A 16505-nucleotide genomic window follows, 5' to 3' on the forward strand; every position below is an offset into this window, starting at 1 on the left:
GTTAGTCATTCGTTTCAAGTAAAGCATGTAAACCGACGGTTTTTTCTGTTTCTAAGACGAAGGCAATCCCTTTACCAGGCTTATGGAGTTCACAATCTTGTTTAATGCCTGATAAAATTTCCATTGTTTTTTCTTTTTCTATGAGTGTTAAGACGATGTCTTTTTCTGGTTCGATTAACATATTAAATAGCTTGGTTTGTTCATGCACACCGGTACCACGTCCGCGTAAAATCGTCCCACCATCAGCACCATGTCTCTTGGTTGATTCAACGACATCCTCTGCGTCTCCACTATTAATAATGGTCACAATCAAATCATAACGTTTATCATCCAACATCGACTCATCTCCTCTTCTTCTACTACAGTCCGCAATTTCTTCACCACTGAGCATGGTAATGCCTAACACGTTCTTCACATCTATTGAAATGGTCACCCCACGGGTATTCTTCCCTAAATTCGCCTGTTGACCCAACAGTTCAAACACCTCGTTAAACATCGCTTCATCAACAATGGTTAATATCACTTCTCGCTCTCGGTGAGTGGGGATTCCAAAGATGCGTAGACGTTCATTCATCCGGTAACCTTCTGCTAAAAGAATCGTACTACCTGTCGCCCCAACGGCCCGGATTTTGCTGACAAGCTTTTTTGCTTCACCTTTTTTGACTATAGTCATAATTAATTTTTGATCATTGATTCGTTCCATCAAGACGCCTCCTTGCGACCGCTAGAATAGAGCTGTCCTAAAAACAAGACGGATAAGATTGGCGCTAAAGCTACTAGAGCGATCATACCAAATCCGTCAACAAGCGGATCACGACCTTCTGTGACCCCCGCAAGCCCAACAAATAAACTCAACATAAACGTAGAAATCATTGGGCCTGTCACAATACCACCGGAGTCAAAAGCAATGGCCGTGAATAGCTTTGAACTTTTCCGCGCGAGATAAAAGCTAATAAGGTAACCTGGTAAGACAAAGTACCAAATTGAAAAACCGACAAAAATTCTCACAATCGACAACATAATCGACAGACCGACACCGATTGAAATCGTTACTAACAATACTTTCTTTGGAATCGCTCCGGCTGTGATCCGTTCCACTTGTTTAATCAACACTTGTAAGGCTGGTTCAGCATACGCCGCAAAAAAGCCTAACACAAAACCGATGGGAATAAAAATATAGCGGTACCTTAAGCCACCAATCACTTCGCCCATCTGTTCCCCAATCGGTATAAAACCGACATTCACGCCTTGTAAGAACAGTGATAAGCCAATAAAGGTAAGGAAAAAGCCGACTAACACATCTCGTACTTTACGCCACTTCAGTCGTAAAAATAACACTTGAAAGATAAAAAAGAAAACGAGTAATGGTACTAACGCATACGTCACGTCTAATAATACACCTGAAAAGCCATCAAATAAACCATTCATCCGTAAATCACTCCCAACAATAACACCGCAATCACCGGTCCAACACTGGCGAGTGCAATCAAACCAAAACTTTCACTACTGTTAGCTTTTTTACTGAGGACACTCGTCACACCAACACCGAGTGATAAAATAAACGGTACCGCCATCGCTCCTGTTGTTGCGCCCCCTGCATCTAGGGCAATTGGCACAAAGGAGGGTGGTGTCACTAAAGCGAGGATAAAAATCGCCATATAACCTGCCCCAAGTAACTTTAATAGCGATATGTTAAAAATCATTCTCAACAAACTTAACGCCACAAAAATACCGACGCCAAGCGATACAAATAATAGTAACACAACCCCTGGCACGTCACCACCAGAAACAAATTCTACTTGATTACTTAACACTTGCACCCCAGGTTCAGCAATCGTGACGACAAACCCGAGCAAAAAACCAAATCCGAGAATCAATGAAAGTTTACCCGTTTTAGATAAGCTCTGCCCGACCATCTCACCGACTGGTGATAAGCCTACTTCAATGCCAAGTAAAAATAAATAGATGCCTACACTTGCGAGGATCGCGCCTAAAATAAAATCAATAAATACGTCCATCGGTAAGAAGACGACGGTAAACTGCAAGATCGTAATTAATAACGATAACGGCACAAATGATTTGAGTACATCGATGAATGTCTCTTTTAATGTTGTCATAACCTTCTCTCCTCTATCTATCGTTCATAAGACCAACATACTTTTAAATACCTTATTCCCTAATTAGTAAATATCAAACAATTAATGAAGCTTGTTAACTAATCATAGCACGTTGCGTCAAAAAAAGCTGAAAATAAGACTTTAAGCACTTATCAATTGTGCAAACGTTTTCTTCGTTATAATATATACAACACTAGTTTTAATCATTGTTTTGTTTTATACATACAAGTGTTTACATGTTTTAAAAGAAAACACTTGCATAACCTTTTGCTATCCTTTAGAATACTAGTTATCGATTTGTGCAAACGCTAGCACAAAAAATAGATAAACTAACTAGCGGAGGGATTTATTATGAAAAAATTTGGTTCATTTGACTTCTGGCAAAAGCTAGGTAAAGTCTTATTAGTGGTTGTAGCTGTGATGCCAGCTGCAGGTATTATGATTTCATTAGGAAAAGTTGTGGCCATGGCCGGCGGTGATATCACATTACTCCTTTCAATCGGTCGTGTCATGGAAGAGATGGGTTGGGCCGTCATCGGTAACTTACATATTCTCTTTGCCGTGGCCATTGGTGGTTCGTGGGCAAAAGAGCGTGCCGGCGGTGCCTTTGCGGCACTTCTATCCTTCATTTTAATTAACCGGATCACAGGCGCTATTTTTGGCGTGAATGCCGGTATGGTCAATGACGGCGAAGCTGTCGTGAACTCTTTATTTGGTCGTGAACTTATCGTAAGCGATTACTTTACGATGGTCCTTGAAGCACCTGCTCTTAATATGGGTGTGTTTGTCGGTATTATTTCTGGTTTTATTGGGGCTATGGTGTTTAATAAATACTACAATTTCTCAAAATTACCGGCAGCATTAGCATTCTTTAACGGCAAGCGTTTCGTTCCATTTGTCGTCATTTTATGGTCTGTCATTGTAGCGGTTGTGATGTCTATTGTCTGGCCATTCATCCAAGGTGGGTTAAATAATTTTGGCGAATGGATTGCGGGCTCACGTGATAGTGCGCCATTTATCGCACCGTTTGTATTCGGTACACTCGAACGTCTCCTACTACCGTTTGGTTTACACCACATGTTGACGGTACCGATTAACTATACAGAACTCGGCGGCATCTACACAATTCTCACAGGCTCTAACGCTGGAGAAATTGTGGCCGGACAAGACCCACTTTGGTTAGCGTGGGTATCTGATTTAAATAACTTACGAGAAGCAGGTGACACAGCAGGTTATGATGCGTTACTCAACAGTATCACACCAGCACGCTTTAAAGTTGGTCAAATGATTCTATCCACATCCGCTCTGATTGCGGCAGCCGTTGCGATGTATAAAAATGTGGATGATGATAAGAAAACAAAATATAAATCGATGTTCTTATCTGCGGGACTCGCTGTTTTCTTAACCGGGGTAACAGAACCGATTGAATTTATGTTTATGTTTGCTGCCCCTGTTCTTTACGGGGTATATGCGGTGATTGCCGGTCTAGCTTTTGCCTCTGCTGACCTGATAAACCTTCGGGTGCATACGTTTGGTAACATTGAATTCTTAACCCGTCTACCGATGAGTATTAATGCTGGTTTAGTCATGGACCTTGTGAACTTTGTGATTGTGAATATCATCTTCTTTATCGTAACGTATGTGATCTTTAACTTCATGATTAAGAAGTTCAAGATGCCGACACCTGGTCGTTTAGGTAACTACACCGATGACAACGGGGAACAAGCAGCCGCTAAAAGCGGAACGAACAGTCAAGAACGTGAGGGTTCTAGTGAAGTGAAACAAATTGTCAACCTATTAGGTGGGAAAGACAATATTGAAGACGTCGATGCCTGCATGACGCGGTTACGTGTCACGGTTAAAGACCGTGACAAGGTTGGCACAGAAAAAGCTTGGAAACAAACCGGTGCGCTTGGTCTTGTTTTAAAAGATAATGGTGTTCAAGCGATTTACGGACCAAAAGCCGATGTGTTAAAATCTGAGGTACAAGATTACTTAGGGGATTAATTCATGCGGCTACTCACATTAAACACGCATAGTTATATCGAAGACAATCAACAAGAGAAACTGGATACGCTCATAAAAACTATCATCGCAAATAATTATGATGTCATTGCCTTACAGGAAGTCAATCAGTTAATAGATTCTCCTCCTGTTGGTGAGACAGTAATTCATGAAGATAACTTTGCGCGCGTGATCGCTGAGAAGTTACAAGTATACGGTCTCACTTATTCCTATCACTGGGCAATGGCGCATATTGGCTATGATCGATACGAAGAAGGGGTCGCCATCTTAACAAAACATCCGGTCATTGACACATCTGTTATAACGCTAACCGAGGCGACAGATAAGACCTACTGGAAAACACGGATGGCGATTAAACTGACGATTGATTATCATGATCAAATGATTGACTGCCTCTCTACGCATCACGGATTTTGGGATGACCCAGACGAACCGTCACAACAACAGTTTGACCGGTTACTCACGCACATAGACGCGTCCCGACCTACTTTCATTCTTGGTGACTTTAATACCGAGGCTGCTGTAAGAAAGGAAGGGTATGACTATTTAATGAGTAAAGGGTTATATGATACGTATACACTGGCTCATGACAAAGATACCGGTATGACGGTACCAGGGGTGATTGATGGTTGGAAACATGCGTCAGGTAGTAAACGGATTGATTATATTTTTATGAATCAACCTTTCTCTGTGCCTGTCTCACATGTAATTTTTAATGACGATAATCAACCCATTGTATCCGATCATTTTGGAGTCGATGTGACGGTGTCGTTAGATATATAAACCTGAATTGTAAAGTCACATGCATAAAAATGAAGGCCACACCTTTTTTAAAGGTGTGGCCTTCACTTTTTGCTTAAATACGTTTAAACTTCGCTACTCAAATGGGTACAAAACGATGATGACTCCATTCATATGGAAGCTTCTCATTCACCTATTCACTAGCTTCACTGACAAAGTGGTCAATGAGAATTCGTTGATCCAACCTTATTTCTTCTTTTAACCGGTCATGTGTTTTATTAAATAGTAGTGGCGTCATTTCTACGCCTTTGTTGATATCAAACATCGTATTGTACCAATGACGTCTGGCATATAAGTCAAGCATTGAAGGGCGTCCTGTCATACTTTCGTTTAAATAATCCGTATAATAACTGGTCAAGTTCTCTTGGTCTAGCATACGGTGACTTGATTCATTGAGTACTTGATAGTTTTGATCACGCGTCATCGCTTGAAGTAACTTAAAGGCCGTGTCTTGATAATGACTTTTCTCACTCATTAAGGCGACCATTGACCCTTCCCGGTCAATACCGTTTAGCCCCAGCGGTAGCTGTGTCATGCGCCACTTCCCTGCTTGTTCTGGCACCCAACGTTCTAAATGAGCGGTGCCATACGTCGGCATTTGGAACATAATTAATTGATCATTTTGTAGTAAGTATTGGCCGTGACTAGACCAAATCGAGCTCTCTGGTCTAATATCGGCTTGATAAAATAAAGACACAACATCAATCAATTGCTCAAATGATCCGGTATCAAACTGATAGACATAGTTGTCATCGAATGGATAATGCGTCCTTAACCCAAGTTGCAGTAACGCCTGATTGGATTCGAAGATGAACTTTTCTTGATCGACAAATGTACGGGCCATCGTAAAATAATTCGCTTTTGTTTCCATGTAGGTCGCTAACGCCTCAGGTTCACTTGGAAACCCGTTACTTTCTAACAAGTCGTGCCGGTAGTAGGTAACGTATGGAAAGTAAGTCAGCGGCACACCGTAACGCTCACCCTCTACATTAATGTAGCGGTCCATTAATGGACGCGGTAAGTCTTGATACAAACTATGTTCCGTAATAAGGTCATTAAAATCAACAAGCCCATCAATTTCAGAAAACAAACCAACGTATTCATCGGGAATAAAAAATAAATCAGGCGGACGTTTATACGTCAATGCTTCATAATAACGGTCTACGACTTCTGCCGGATTAATCACTTCTAGTTCAAGTTTCATATCCGTTTCGTTCTCAAAAAAGTAATCCATTGAACCGGTCAGTATATCTGCCGTTGTCCAGATGAGTAACGTCTCATCCTCCGCTGGCATTGCTAAAGGATTAGCTGAAACGCTTATGGGTTCGTAATCTGTTGGTTTTTGTTCACATGCGGCAAGGGTGATGGTTAATAAGATAAACAAAACAAGTCGACAACCTTTAGCCATGACCGATCCCTTCCCTTCTGCCTCCAAATATAAGCTGCGTTTTATTCTTTTCCTTTAGAAACCTTTTTATCTTCATACATCGATTGGTCTGCAATATGCAGCAGTTCTTCAAATGTTGAGCCATCTTCCGGCATTAAACTCAGACCAATACTTACACTCATCTGTTGTTCTTCTCCCGCAATATAAAACGTGGTGCTAAACGTCTTTTTTAACGTCTTTGTGAAAAAGGCGACATCTTCATGATGATCACGTTTTAAAATGGCGACGAATTCGTCACCCGCTAATCGGTAAAATCGAACGGGAAACTCTGTCTCTAAACTTTTCAGACGATCACCCACACGCTTTAACAGCGTATCTCCCTCTTTATGACCGTACCGGTCATTCACTGCTTTAAAATCATCCAGATCAAGGAAAAACAAGGCAAAACTATCCTCACGGTCAATTTTTTTCTCTAGTGTATGATAAAACAACCGGCGATTCGGTAAATCCGTAAGTGCATCGTGATGAGCGACATGATACAGCTCTTTCCTTGAGGCGTTGAGTTCTGACGTTTTTTCATTGAGTTCACGATTCGTATTCGTTAATTCTTTAAACATACGCCGCAGTTGTTTATCAACTTTTGCGAGACGCTCAGCTAATATTTTCACCTCTAATATGCGGGTCGATGGTATTTGGGTCGGATGTTCATGCATCATGCGACGTGGTATTTGATCGGCCATTCGAGTAATGCCTTCAATTTGATTTAATAAGACCCGTTCACTTAAAAGACCGATGACAAATGAAGTTAGAAAGACAATCAACATCAGGATATGATAATAATAAATCGCTTTCATTTGTTCAACAACAGCATCCGCCATACGAATGAAATAATAGGCGGGTCGGTTTAATACCGTCAACTCACTCACAACATAACCGTGATACCAATCCCTCGGTGTCATGCCTCTTCGACTAAGCCAAACATGACGATCGTCATTCGGTTGATATATGACCCCTTTAGACAACGTTTGATTAAACACATCGAATTGATCAGATAGAGATGAGCGAAGAAACACTTGACCACCGGTGTTTAATATGTAGATATATTCTTCTCTTGTGCCAATGTGCCGATCAATCACTTCCGTTAAACGTCCCCGATCAATAGCCGAACCAATTTCTAGCCGCTGGATTTCTGTCTCGTCAAGACGGTTGATTTGTTCTGTCAGCACAGACTCCAAGGCCTCTGTCCGGTCATCAAAGGTCATCAACATTTGATGTTCTAAAGACATTGATTGGACAATGGTGATTAAGATGAGCGGGAGGATTGCAACAAGATTGACCCCCATAAAAATAAGTTCATTAAAGCGTACGGGTTCTCTTTTGATCGGTAATCGATTAAACAATGGTAACTGAGGAAGGATTAAAAATAACACATCCGTCAACAGACTGACAAATAGGAGCATTAACCAATATGATAATACTTCTACTTTATACAATAATTCTAAACTATTCGAGTCGACAAGTAGTTGGACAGCGACATAACTCGCACCGAAACCGATGAGCGTATACGCAATCGTCCAAGTAAATAAATTGCGACGGAAGCGCTCGTAAAGCACACCAATCACAAACACATGAACAACCATCATCAAATGAAAAATGATCGGGTCTCCCATGAAGATAAATAGGATGCTTAATAGACTTGTTAAGACAACAGCATACTGAAGCCGGCATAAACGTAGAGCTAAAATCGGTACGAAGAAATAAAGGGGGAGATACAGACTATAGGATACTTGAACATCCCATTGTCTTAGCACAATCCCTAATAACAACAGCAACATAAACTTCCACATGCCCGTCATTCGCATACTGCCCACCTCTTTTCCTATTAGTTTGCATCGCTTACGCGTTAATCTATTAGATTGGCTTGTTTCACTATACTTTTTGAAGTTTTAAATGACGTCTAAAGAACTTAACACCATTAAAAAAGCCGACCCAAAGAAAGGATCGACAAAACCGGTAATGAGACTATATCGGTAACCCAGCCGTCATGGTACAATATGCACCGAAGACCTGAAGCTTTGCGTCACTATTTTTCAATAGTTTTGCCTTTATCCTAGTCTTATCGTAACATAATGTACAAAAAAATCCACTATTTTTTGGTGTTTATTAAGTATTATGTCGCGAAATTTGTCTTAACTCGTCACACCATTGTCATAATATAATCATCTTCCGCCTTAAACACGCGTGAGTATATGCGTGAGAATCCTTTCACTCACGTCTATCCCAGTCGCATGATAAATATTCTCTATATGCGCATTTGAGTTTACTTCACATACAACCGGTTGTTCATCTTGGTCAAATAATAAATCCACACCCGAAAAATCAAGTCCCAGTGCCTGTGTCGCTTCAATGGCTAGTCGTTTAAAGTCGTCTGGTACGTCTACAACAGACATCTTTCCGCCATTAGTGACATTCGCTCTAAAATCTGTATCTGACTGACGTAACATACTGGCAACGACCTCGTCACCTACCACATGAATTCTTATGTCACGTCCATGACTTGATTGGATATATTGTTGATACAGATGTGGCGTATGTTTTAATGCTTCGCTGTATTGCTTTAAAGCCGCCATTGTTTCAACTAAATATACCCCTTCCCCAAAGGAACCAAAACTTTTTTTCACGACCAGAGGAAATCCGAGTGTCTCTTTGACTCGGTCTAAGAACGCCTCTGGAAAAGATTGACCTGTTTGAAAAATGAGCGGCGCGACGATGGTTTTCGGTTGCCGAATGCCTTTAGTCGCAAGCACATGGTGCATCAAACCTTTATTGTCACACTGCTCAATCGCCTGACTCGTGTTAAAGATCGGTAGACCTAATGCTTCTAATTGTTTGGCAAGTAACACATCTTTATCTAGAAACAAGACAAAATCAATGTTTTCTAATTGAGTGAGCGACAGATGCGCCTCTCCTAGCAACACCATCACCTCATCGTTTCGTTTTAACGTGAGCTCGATGCCTTGTTTTTTTGCCTGTCTAAGATAACGGGTATGCACTTGTTGAAACTTCTCTGTCTTTAGACTACCATTATAAATTAACCACCCATTCATTTCGATCCATCCTTTCAATATTTAACTAAACTTGTGATATTCAAGGAAAAAGAGACTGAAAAATCTGATTTATTTTCACTTTTTCAAGTCAATGTTCTTCACATTTACGCTCCTGCTGACGACATATACAGTAAAGAGATAAAAAACTACATGCAGAAGGGGAAGACCATTATGTCACGTGTTAAACAAATTAAATTTTTATTACCTGCTTTTATGATGTTACTGCTTATTTTACCCGTCGCTATTTCTAGCTTTATTTCATATCAGAACACCGCCATTATTGAACGAGCGATTATTGAAAAAGAAGAAATGGCCCAGCTCGGTTCCCGGTTTGAGGATACTTTTACTGACTACGAGAATAAAATAGAAGCCTTCAGTAACCGTGAAGACTTTCAATTGGAGGCAACAGAGGGATCGGCTGATTCATCCATTGATCTGTCTAAGTTGCCACAAGTAAATGATCCAGCCTTAACGAGCTATTACCAACAAACACTCTCAGACTTAGCTAAAGGTGACGACTACATCGTCAACTTGTTTATCGGTTCAACTGACGGTGCCCTTTATCTCCACAGCATTCCAGATGCTGACCTGTCTGAGTATGACCCGCGAGAGACCGAATGGTACCAAACAGCCGTCGCTGAAAATGATACGATTTGGACAAGCCCTTATATCGATACGGCCACAAGCCGTTCCATCATTACCGTTGCCCGTCCCATTATACGTAATGGTGAAACCGTAGGTGTTGTTGGCCTTGATTTTGATATGGCTGAACTTGCCAGTCTCGTTCGGACCGAGATTTTAATCAGTTCTTTAATTACCGTCGCTGTTGCGATTGTCATTGGTCTTATTATTGTCTTTTATTTCGTGAGAAATATCAATCATAATTTAACGACTGTCTCAAAAGAAATGGATCAGCTCGCGCATGGCGTGATTACAGAAGAGGATGTTGACATAAAGGGCGACAATGAATTTAAACAACTGGCTGTTAGTGTCAATCAAATGAAACAACACACCCGAAAAATGTTACTGGATATAAAACGCGCGACCGATCAAGTCGCCAGTCAATCTAGCACCTTATCTCAAGCGTCAGAACAAGTGCGAGAAGGTAGTGAACAGATTGCCGCAACGATGGAAGAGCTCTCAAGTGGCAGTGAAACACAAGCTAATAGTGCCAGTGACTTAGCCATGACGATGGAACGATTTAATCAATACGTGATTAATGCGACACATGATGCCAGTGACATTGATGAACGCTCAACCCATGTGTTAACCTTGTCTAATGATGGCACGACAAAAGTACATGATTCGATCCGTCAGATGACACATATTGAAGCCATCGTCAAAGAAGCCGTTGATCAAGTTGAAGGCTTAGAAAGTAAAGCTTCAGAAATTGGATCGATTGTTGAAGTGATTCAAGCTATTTCAGAACAAACAAACCTCCTTGCCTTAAATGCCGCCATCGAAGCGGCGCGTGCTGGTGAAGAAGGTCGAGGGTTTGCGGTCGTTGCGAATGAAGTGAGAAAGCTAGCTGAACAAGTGGGGGCGTCTGTCACGGATATTACCTCAATCATTGAGGCGATTCAAAACGAATCAAAAAGTGTCGCAACTTCCCTTCATAAAGGATATGACGCCGTAGAACAAGGCTCTAGCCAAATGACCGATACCGGTCAGGCGTTTGATACGATTAAGCAATCGATTACCGACATGGTTGAGAATGTTCATCGAATTGTCAATGATTTATCAAAAATCAAATCAGAGACCGCGGATATGCAAAAGTCGGTCGATGATATCGCGGCCGTTTCTGAACAATCAGCCGCCGCCGTTGAAGAAACGGCCGCTTCAGCCGAAGAAACAAGCAGTTCAATGGAAGAAGTTTCACGTAGTGCCGACGAGTTACGTCATCTTTCTAAAGAACTGGAAGAAGATGTGAACCACTTTAAACTATAAGCGGATAAACAACCATACAATGTCGTGTGGTTGTTTTATTTTCTTTAAAAAGGGAAAGGTGTATATGAGAAAGATTCTTACTAAAGGAGTGGATCATCTATGACACAAAAGGTCAGATGGGGAGTTTTAAGTACCGCAAGTATTGCGCAAAATCATGTGATTCCGGCATTTATGCGCGCAGAAAATGCAGAAGTTGTGGCGATTTCGAGTTTAAGCGGAAGAGCGGAAGAAGTTGCTGAGGCTTTAGGGATTGAAAAAGCCTATGATAGCTATCATGAAGTACTTGATGATGAGACGATTGATGCGGTCTATATTCCGTTACCAAACAGCCTGCATAAAGAATGGGCCATACGTGCCGCGTATAAGAAAAAGCATATCCTTGTTGAAAAGCCGATGGCTTTATCAAGTACTGACGTACTAGAAATTAAGCAAGCGTGTTTAGATAATGATGTCATGATCATGGAAGCTTTTATGTATATGTTACATCCACAACACCAACGCGTGAAAGCACTTATTGAAGAAGGCGCGATTGGTGAGGTCAAACATTTCGAATCAACCTTTACTTTCTATTTAGCCGACCGCGACAGTAATATCCGGATGGAAAAAGAATTAGGTGGCGGCAGTTTGTATGATGTTGGAAGTTACAACGTTCATGCGATGCGGTATATATTAAACGAAGAACCGATTTCCGTTAGAAGTGATGCGGTGATAGATGAAGCATCAGGCGTTGACTTAACAAGTGTCAGCTATTACACGTTCAAGTCAGGCGTGACCGCTTCTTTAACAAGTAGCTTCGATCACTTCCATCAAAACGCCTATAAAGTTATCGGTACCGAAGGGATGATTACGGTCCCATACGCCTATCGACCAGATAATCACGGGGGACTTGGTGAAGTTATTCTACAGACAAATACGTATACAAAAACAGAAACCTTTATGAATGACCTATATCGAGATGAAGCAGAACATATCTCGTATGCCATTTTAAACAATCAAGAGCCCATAAACACGCTGACAAACAGTTACCAAAATATGCGTGTCTTAGAATCAACAACCGCATCATTTACACATAACGAAACCGTTACGATTGATAATGATGAGTAACCTCATTCACTAAAGACAGATAGAAGCTTTTAATCATCTTAACCAACGAAAAAGCACCGGCCACTGGCAGGTGCTTTTTCGTATATCCCCTGAGATATATTCATAACGTTGATACTAAGATGTTAAACAAGATCCATAAACACTTGATACATTTTTTTATTGATTGTATTTTCACCCGCAAAAATCTCATCAAACGTATGATAAGTAATCTCATTTTTCTCCATACCTAACGCGACACCATCAATGCCTTCATCAATCAGTTCAATCACCCGGTGGCCCATCCGACTCGTAAAGACACGATCAAACGCACTCGGGGTGCCACCGCGCTGAATGTGCCCTAAGATCGTTGCCCGCGTATCAAGACCGGATAACGCTTTAAGTTCTTTTGCGACTTCTTCAGCATTCCCAGCCCCTTCTGCGACGACAACAATGCTGTGAGATTTGCCTCGGTCAAAGCCAGCTTTTAGTTCTGCTGCAATATCATTTAAATTGTATGGCACTTCCGGTATTAAGATCGCATCAACACCGCTACTAATCCCGGCTTGTAAGGCAATATCACCACAATGACGTCCCATTGCTTCAATCACGCTCACACGTTCATGAGAACTCATCGTATCACGCAAGTTACCAATCGCATCTGTAACAACATTCAGCGTAGTATCAAAACCAATGGTATAATCAGTGAGTGGAATATCATTATCAATCGTCCCTGGTAGGCCAAACGTTTTAATGCCGTGTTTGATTAACGCCTGTGCCCCGCGATAACTCCCATCACCACCGATCACTACAACATAATCGATGCCACGTTTTTTTAAGTTGTCAACCGCTACCTGTTGTCCTTCTGGCGTTTTAAATGTCTCCGATCGTGCCGATTGTAAAAACGTCCCCCCTCGATATAAGATATCACTGACATCTCGTGAGGCCATTTTGAAAAAGTCATCGTTCATTAAACCTTTAAACCCTCGTCTCACACCATACATCTCATGCCCATGATGTAAACCTGTTCTCACTACCGCACGAATCGCACTGTTCATCCCTTGCGAGTCGCCACCTGAGGTTAATATTGCGATTTTTTTCATCTTATCCACACCCTTTCCTTTGTTACTTTTCCCTTTCCGATGCCTCATTAATCACGTTCACACCGAAATATAAAAGAAAAAAACATCCCACTCACAAGATGCGTTTTACTTATTACGACTGAGGATAGGTTCTGTCATCGAACTTTAAATCAAGTTGAACTTGTTCTTTTGACACTGGTTTTTGAATTAAATAACCTTGAGCTTTATCCGCATAGTTATTCCTTACAAAGACTAACTGATTAAATGTTTCGATTCCTTCAATGACGACATCAAAACCGAATAATTTCGCCATATGAATAATCGCTTCCACAAATTTCGCATCCATATCCTCACCGGTTGACTCACGTATAAAAGCTTGGTCGACTTTGACTCTGTCAAAGGTAAAGTTTCTGAGTTGACTGAGACTAGAATAGCCTGTACCAAAATCATCAAGCGCCACTTTCACCCCAAGAGCTTGAAAAGCTTTAATCGTGTCAAACGCATGCGTCACTTGATTTAATGCGATTGATTCTGTGATTTCAATACAAATAGATTCTGGCATGAGGCCTGATTCACGTATCAATTGCTTCATCACTTCCACAACATTGACTTGATTGAATAAATGATACGACATGTTTACGGATACCTCAAGCTCCGTGTACCCCTCATCTTGCCAAGTTTTCGTCTGACTAAAGGCTTGTTTCATGACGAGCTGATCAATTTGACTAAGTAAGCCAAACTCCTCTGCTTCATTTAAGAAGTGAAAGGGTGTTAACACCCCTCTCTCTTGATGACACCAGCGTACAAGAGCTTCAACACCGGTCACCTTTTGTTGTTTAAAACTATACTGCGGCTGATAGTAGACGATAAATGCCTGTTGCTCGAGCGCTTGATTGAGTTCATGTACTAAACCTAGACGTGTCAGTAACTCACTTGAATTCGATTGCTTAAACAGTCTAATGGTATTGCGTCCTTCTTGTTTGGCTTGATACATCGCTTGTTCGGCATGTTTAATCAACTGTTCAACGGAAATGGTTGTTTCTGTTGAAAAACGCACCCCGCCACTTAACGTTAAATAAAGCGCATCATTCTCAATCTCAAACGGATGGTGTCTCATTTTGAGCAGTTGGTGTTGCAGTTCATTCATTAACTGTGCTTCATCCATATCTTTCTGAATAAAGACAATAAAAGTATCACCACTAAAGCGTCCAACCAATCCTTGATCGTTAAATAGATCAGACAACCGGTTCGCCATTTCTAAAATAATCCGGTCACCTGCATCATGCCCATAGCCATCATTAATGTATTTAAACCGGTCAATATTAAACAGCATAAACGCATACGGTAAATCATTCACCGCTAACTGACTTTCAATCATGTCTTTCGCATATAAATGGTTCGGTAGTCCGGTCAGCTGGTCGTAATACGCTAACTGATGGATTTCTTTTTGTCGTTCCACTTTATCTGTCACATCACGCATAATCCCAATGAAGTAAGTTTCCTGTTCGTGAGTGATTTTCGTAATGGTTTGTTCGGCGTGAAAAATAGTGCCGTCTTTTTTACTATTAATCAATTCACCTGTCCAAGAGCCTTTCTCTTTTAAGGCTGCTTTCATTTGTTGATACGTTTTTCTCGGGGTCAAGTGCGACTTTAAGATATTAGGTCGTCTGCCTAACGCTTCTTCGAAAGTATAACCCGTCATCAGTTCATAAGATGGATTGACCATAACGATGACTTCATCCTCATCGGTAATGATTAAAGCATCGTTCGTTTTTAAAAATAAGTGCCACATATATTCAACGTGCTCAGCAAAAAAACTAAACGCCCGCTTCATTTTTTTATTGATATGATTCATCTTGCGACTCCCCTTTATGTCGATAGGACTAGTGTATCAGAGGTTTCACAAATTTGCGATATGTTTTTCATGCTTTAAACGTTTTGTGATACGAAGAAAATAACTACCGCCAAGATGACAATAACGATGGATACAAAAATAAGAGCGGCTACTCTTGATACACTCGCCACTTGGACTTCTTTCCAGTTAATCGGTTTAATACCGGTCAACCAGAAAACTAAAATAGCAGAAAGTATAATCGCATGAATATTGACAAGGACAAGTAATAACGGCGTAATGACCATTCCCCACTCACCGGCCCCAATCGTCATCCCGAGGACAACGGTTGGCGGGAGTAAGGCAACAGATACCATGACCCCTACAAGTGCTTCTGAGACGCGCTTAACAAACGATAAAGCCCCGGCAGCACCCGCGGCAAGTGCGATAATGATATCCATAATACTGACTTCTGTTCGTGAAATAAATTCCGTACTTGATAAAGGCACATCAAAAATAAGACCAAACCCAATCGCAATCACGAGTGGAATGATAATACCGAGTGTCGATGTTAACAACGACCGGTGCATTAACTTTAAGTCACCAAGCAAAGCCGCAAAACTAAGGGCGGTAAACGGTCCGATTAAAGGCGCAATCACCATCGCTCCAATCACCACAGCGGCGCTATCATTAATCAGTCCAGCGGCTGCGACAAGACTCGATAACACAAGCATCCAGCGATAATTCACACTAAAGTGACTGGCCGATTCTACTACATTGTATAATTCATGACGACTGGCCCGGGTAATCTCAACACTGTCATCTTCTTCCTCTTCTTCTCCGGACGCTATCTTTGTCTCTTCTTCTTCTTCGTCGTCAACCCGCGGTAAATACGTTGAAATATCATATAAAAAGGCATGAAGTTCTTCAGAGAATTCATGCTCGGTTTCAAGAAAGTCTAAAATGTCTTCGGTGTATTGCTTTTCCACGAGCACTTTAAATAAACTAATTTGATCGTTTGTCCGCGTTCGCCAGACATTGATCACTTTAAATGCTTCTGCTTTTTCTTTAAATGTTTCTACATCGTTATTGGGGACATAGATTTCAATCATTTGTAATTCCACAACA

General features: G+C 41.2%; 13 protein-coding genes and 1 riboswitch. Of the genes, 4 read left to right on the forward strand and 9 right to left on the reverse strand.

The window, feature by feature from the left end:
- Position 1: 1 nt before the first annotated feature.
- The 3 genes from BM390_RS06890 to BM390_RS06900 are packed head-to-tail and all read right to left on the reverse strand — an operon-like array spanning position 2 to position 2117.
- The gene (locus BM390_RS06890) at positions 2-703 is read right to left on the reverse strand and encodes a P-II family nitrogen regulator (RefSeq protein WP_062321399.1); all 702 of its coding nucleotides are present in this window, start codon (positions 701-703) and stop codon (positions 2-4) included.
- On the reverse strand, positions 703-1428 hold the full coding sequence (locus tag BM390_RS06895; RefSeq protein WP_062321397.1) for a DUF1538 domain-containing protein: 726 nt from the start codon (positions 1426-1428) through the stop codon (positions 703-705). The genes BM390_RS06890 and BM390_RS06895 overlap by 1 nt, the downstream gene beginning before the upstream one ends.
- Positions 1425-2117 carry a DUF1538 domain-containing protein gene (locus BM390_RS06900; protein WP_089853708.1) on the reverse strand — a complete coding sequence of 231 codons (693 nt, stop codon included), beginning with the start codon at positions 2115-2117 and terminating at the stop codon, positions 1425-1427. The genes BM390_RS06895 and BM390_RS06900 overlap by 4 nt, the downstream gene beginning before the upstream one ends.
- A gap of 351 nt (positions 2118-2468) precedes the next feature.
- Between BM390_RS06900 and BM390_RS06905 the strand changes: the two genes are divergently transcribed.
- Both BM390_RS06905 and BM390_RS06910 read left to right on the forward strand, forming a co-directional pair.
- Positions 2469-4124, forward strand: coding sequence for a PTS transporter subunit IIBC (locus tag BM390_RS06905; protein ID WP_089853711.1), 1656 nt, complete (start codon positions 2469-2471; stop codon positions 4122-4124).
- 3 nt (positions 4125-4127) lie between these two features.
- Positions 4128-4925 (forward strand): endonuclease/exonuclease/phosphatase family protein, encoded by a 798-nt coding sequence (locus BM390_RS06910; RefSeq protein ID WP_089853714.1) that lies wholly within the window; start codon positions 4128-4130, stop codon positions 4923-4925.
- A gap of 151 nt (positions 4926-5076) precedes the next feature.
- On the opposite strand, the gene BM390_RS06915 is transcribed toward BM390_RS06910, so the two are convergent.
- The 3 genes from BM390_RS06915 to BM390_RS06925 form a co-directional block, all read right to left on the reverse strand.
- On the reverse strand, positions 5077-6351 hold the full coding sequence (locus BM390_RS06915) for an ABC transporter substrate-binding protein (protein ID WP_089853717.1): 1275 nt from the start codon (positions 6349-6351) through the stop codon (positions 5077-5079).
- A gap of 41 nt (positions 6352-6392) precedes the next feature.
- Positions 6393-8192 (reverse strand): sensor domain-containing diguanylate cyclase, encoded by a 1800-nt coding sequence (locus BM390_RS06920; RefSeq protein ID WP_089853721.1) that lies wholly within the window; start codon positions 8190-8192, stop codon positions 6393-6395.
- A gap of 164 nt (positions 8193-8356) precedes the next feature.
- Positions 8357-8444: riboswitch (cyclic di-GMP riboswitch) on the reverse strand.
- A 117-nt stretch (positions 8445-8561) separates the two neighbouring features.
- Complete coding sequence (locus BM390_RS06925) at positions 8562-9437, reverse strand: RimK family alpha-L-glutamate ligase (protein ID WP_177220657.1); 876 nt, start codon at positions 9435-9437, stop codon at positions 8562-8564.
- Positions 9438-9608: 171 nt separating this feature from the next.
- Between BM390_RS06925 and BM390_RS06930 the strand changes: the two genes are divergently transcribed.
- Both BM390_RS06930 and BM390_RS06935 read left to right on the forward strand, forming a co-directional pair.
- The gene (locus BM390_RS06930; RefSeq protein WP_089853723.1) at positions 9609-11384 is read left to right on the forward strand and encodes a methyl-accepting chemotaxis protein; all 1776 of its coding nucleotides are present in this window, start codon (positions 9609-9611) and stop codon (positions 11382-11384) included.
- A 99-nt stretch (positions 11385-11483) separates the two neighbouring features.
- A complete protein-coding gene (locus BM390_RS06935) occupies positions 11484-12488 on the forward strand; it encodes a Gfo/Idh/MocA family protein (RefSeq protein ID WP_062321384.1) in 1005 nt (334 codons plus the stop codon).
- Between the two features lie 122 nt (positions 12489-12610).
- Here the strand turns inward: BM390_RS06935 and pfkA are convergent, their stop codons facing one another.
- From pfkA to BM390_RS06950, 3 genes are all read right to left on the reverse strand, one after another.
- Positions 12611-13567, reverse strand: coding sequence for a 6-phosphofructokinase (gene pfkA / locus BM390_RS06940; RefSeq protein WP_371859885.1), 957 nt, complete (start codon positions 13565-13567; stop codon positions 12611-12613).
- A 112-nt stretch (positions 13568-13679) separates the two neighbouring features.
- Positions 13680-15401 carry a putative bifunctional diguanylate cyclase/phosphodiesterase gene (locus BM390_RS06945; protein ID WP_062322728.1) on the reverse strand — a complete coding sequence of 574 codons (1722 nt, stop codon included), beginning with the start codon at positions 15399-15401 and terminating at the stop codon, positions 13680-13682.
- Positions 15402-15475: 74 nt separating this feature from the next.
- Complete coding sequence (locus tag BM390_RS06950) at positions 15476-16501, reverse strand: TIGR00341 family protein (RefSeq protein WP_062322731.1); 1026 nt, start codon at positions 16499-16501, stop codon at positions 15476-15478.
- Between the last annotated feature and the right edge of the window lie 4 nt (positions 16502-16505).

The organism is Halolactibacillus miurensis (assembly GCF_900116255.1).
In the GTDB taxonomy this organism is placed as follows: Bacteria; Bacillota; Bacilli; order Bacillales; family Amphibacillaceae; genus Halolactibacillus; species Halolactibacillus miurensis.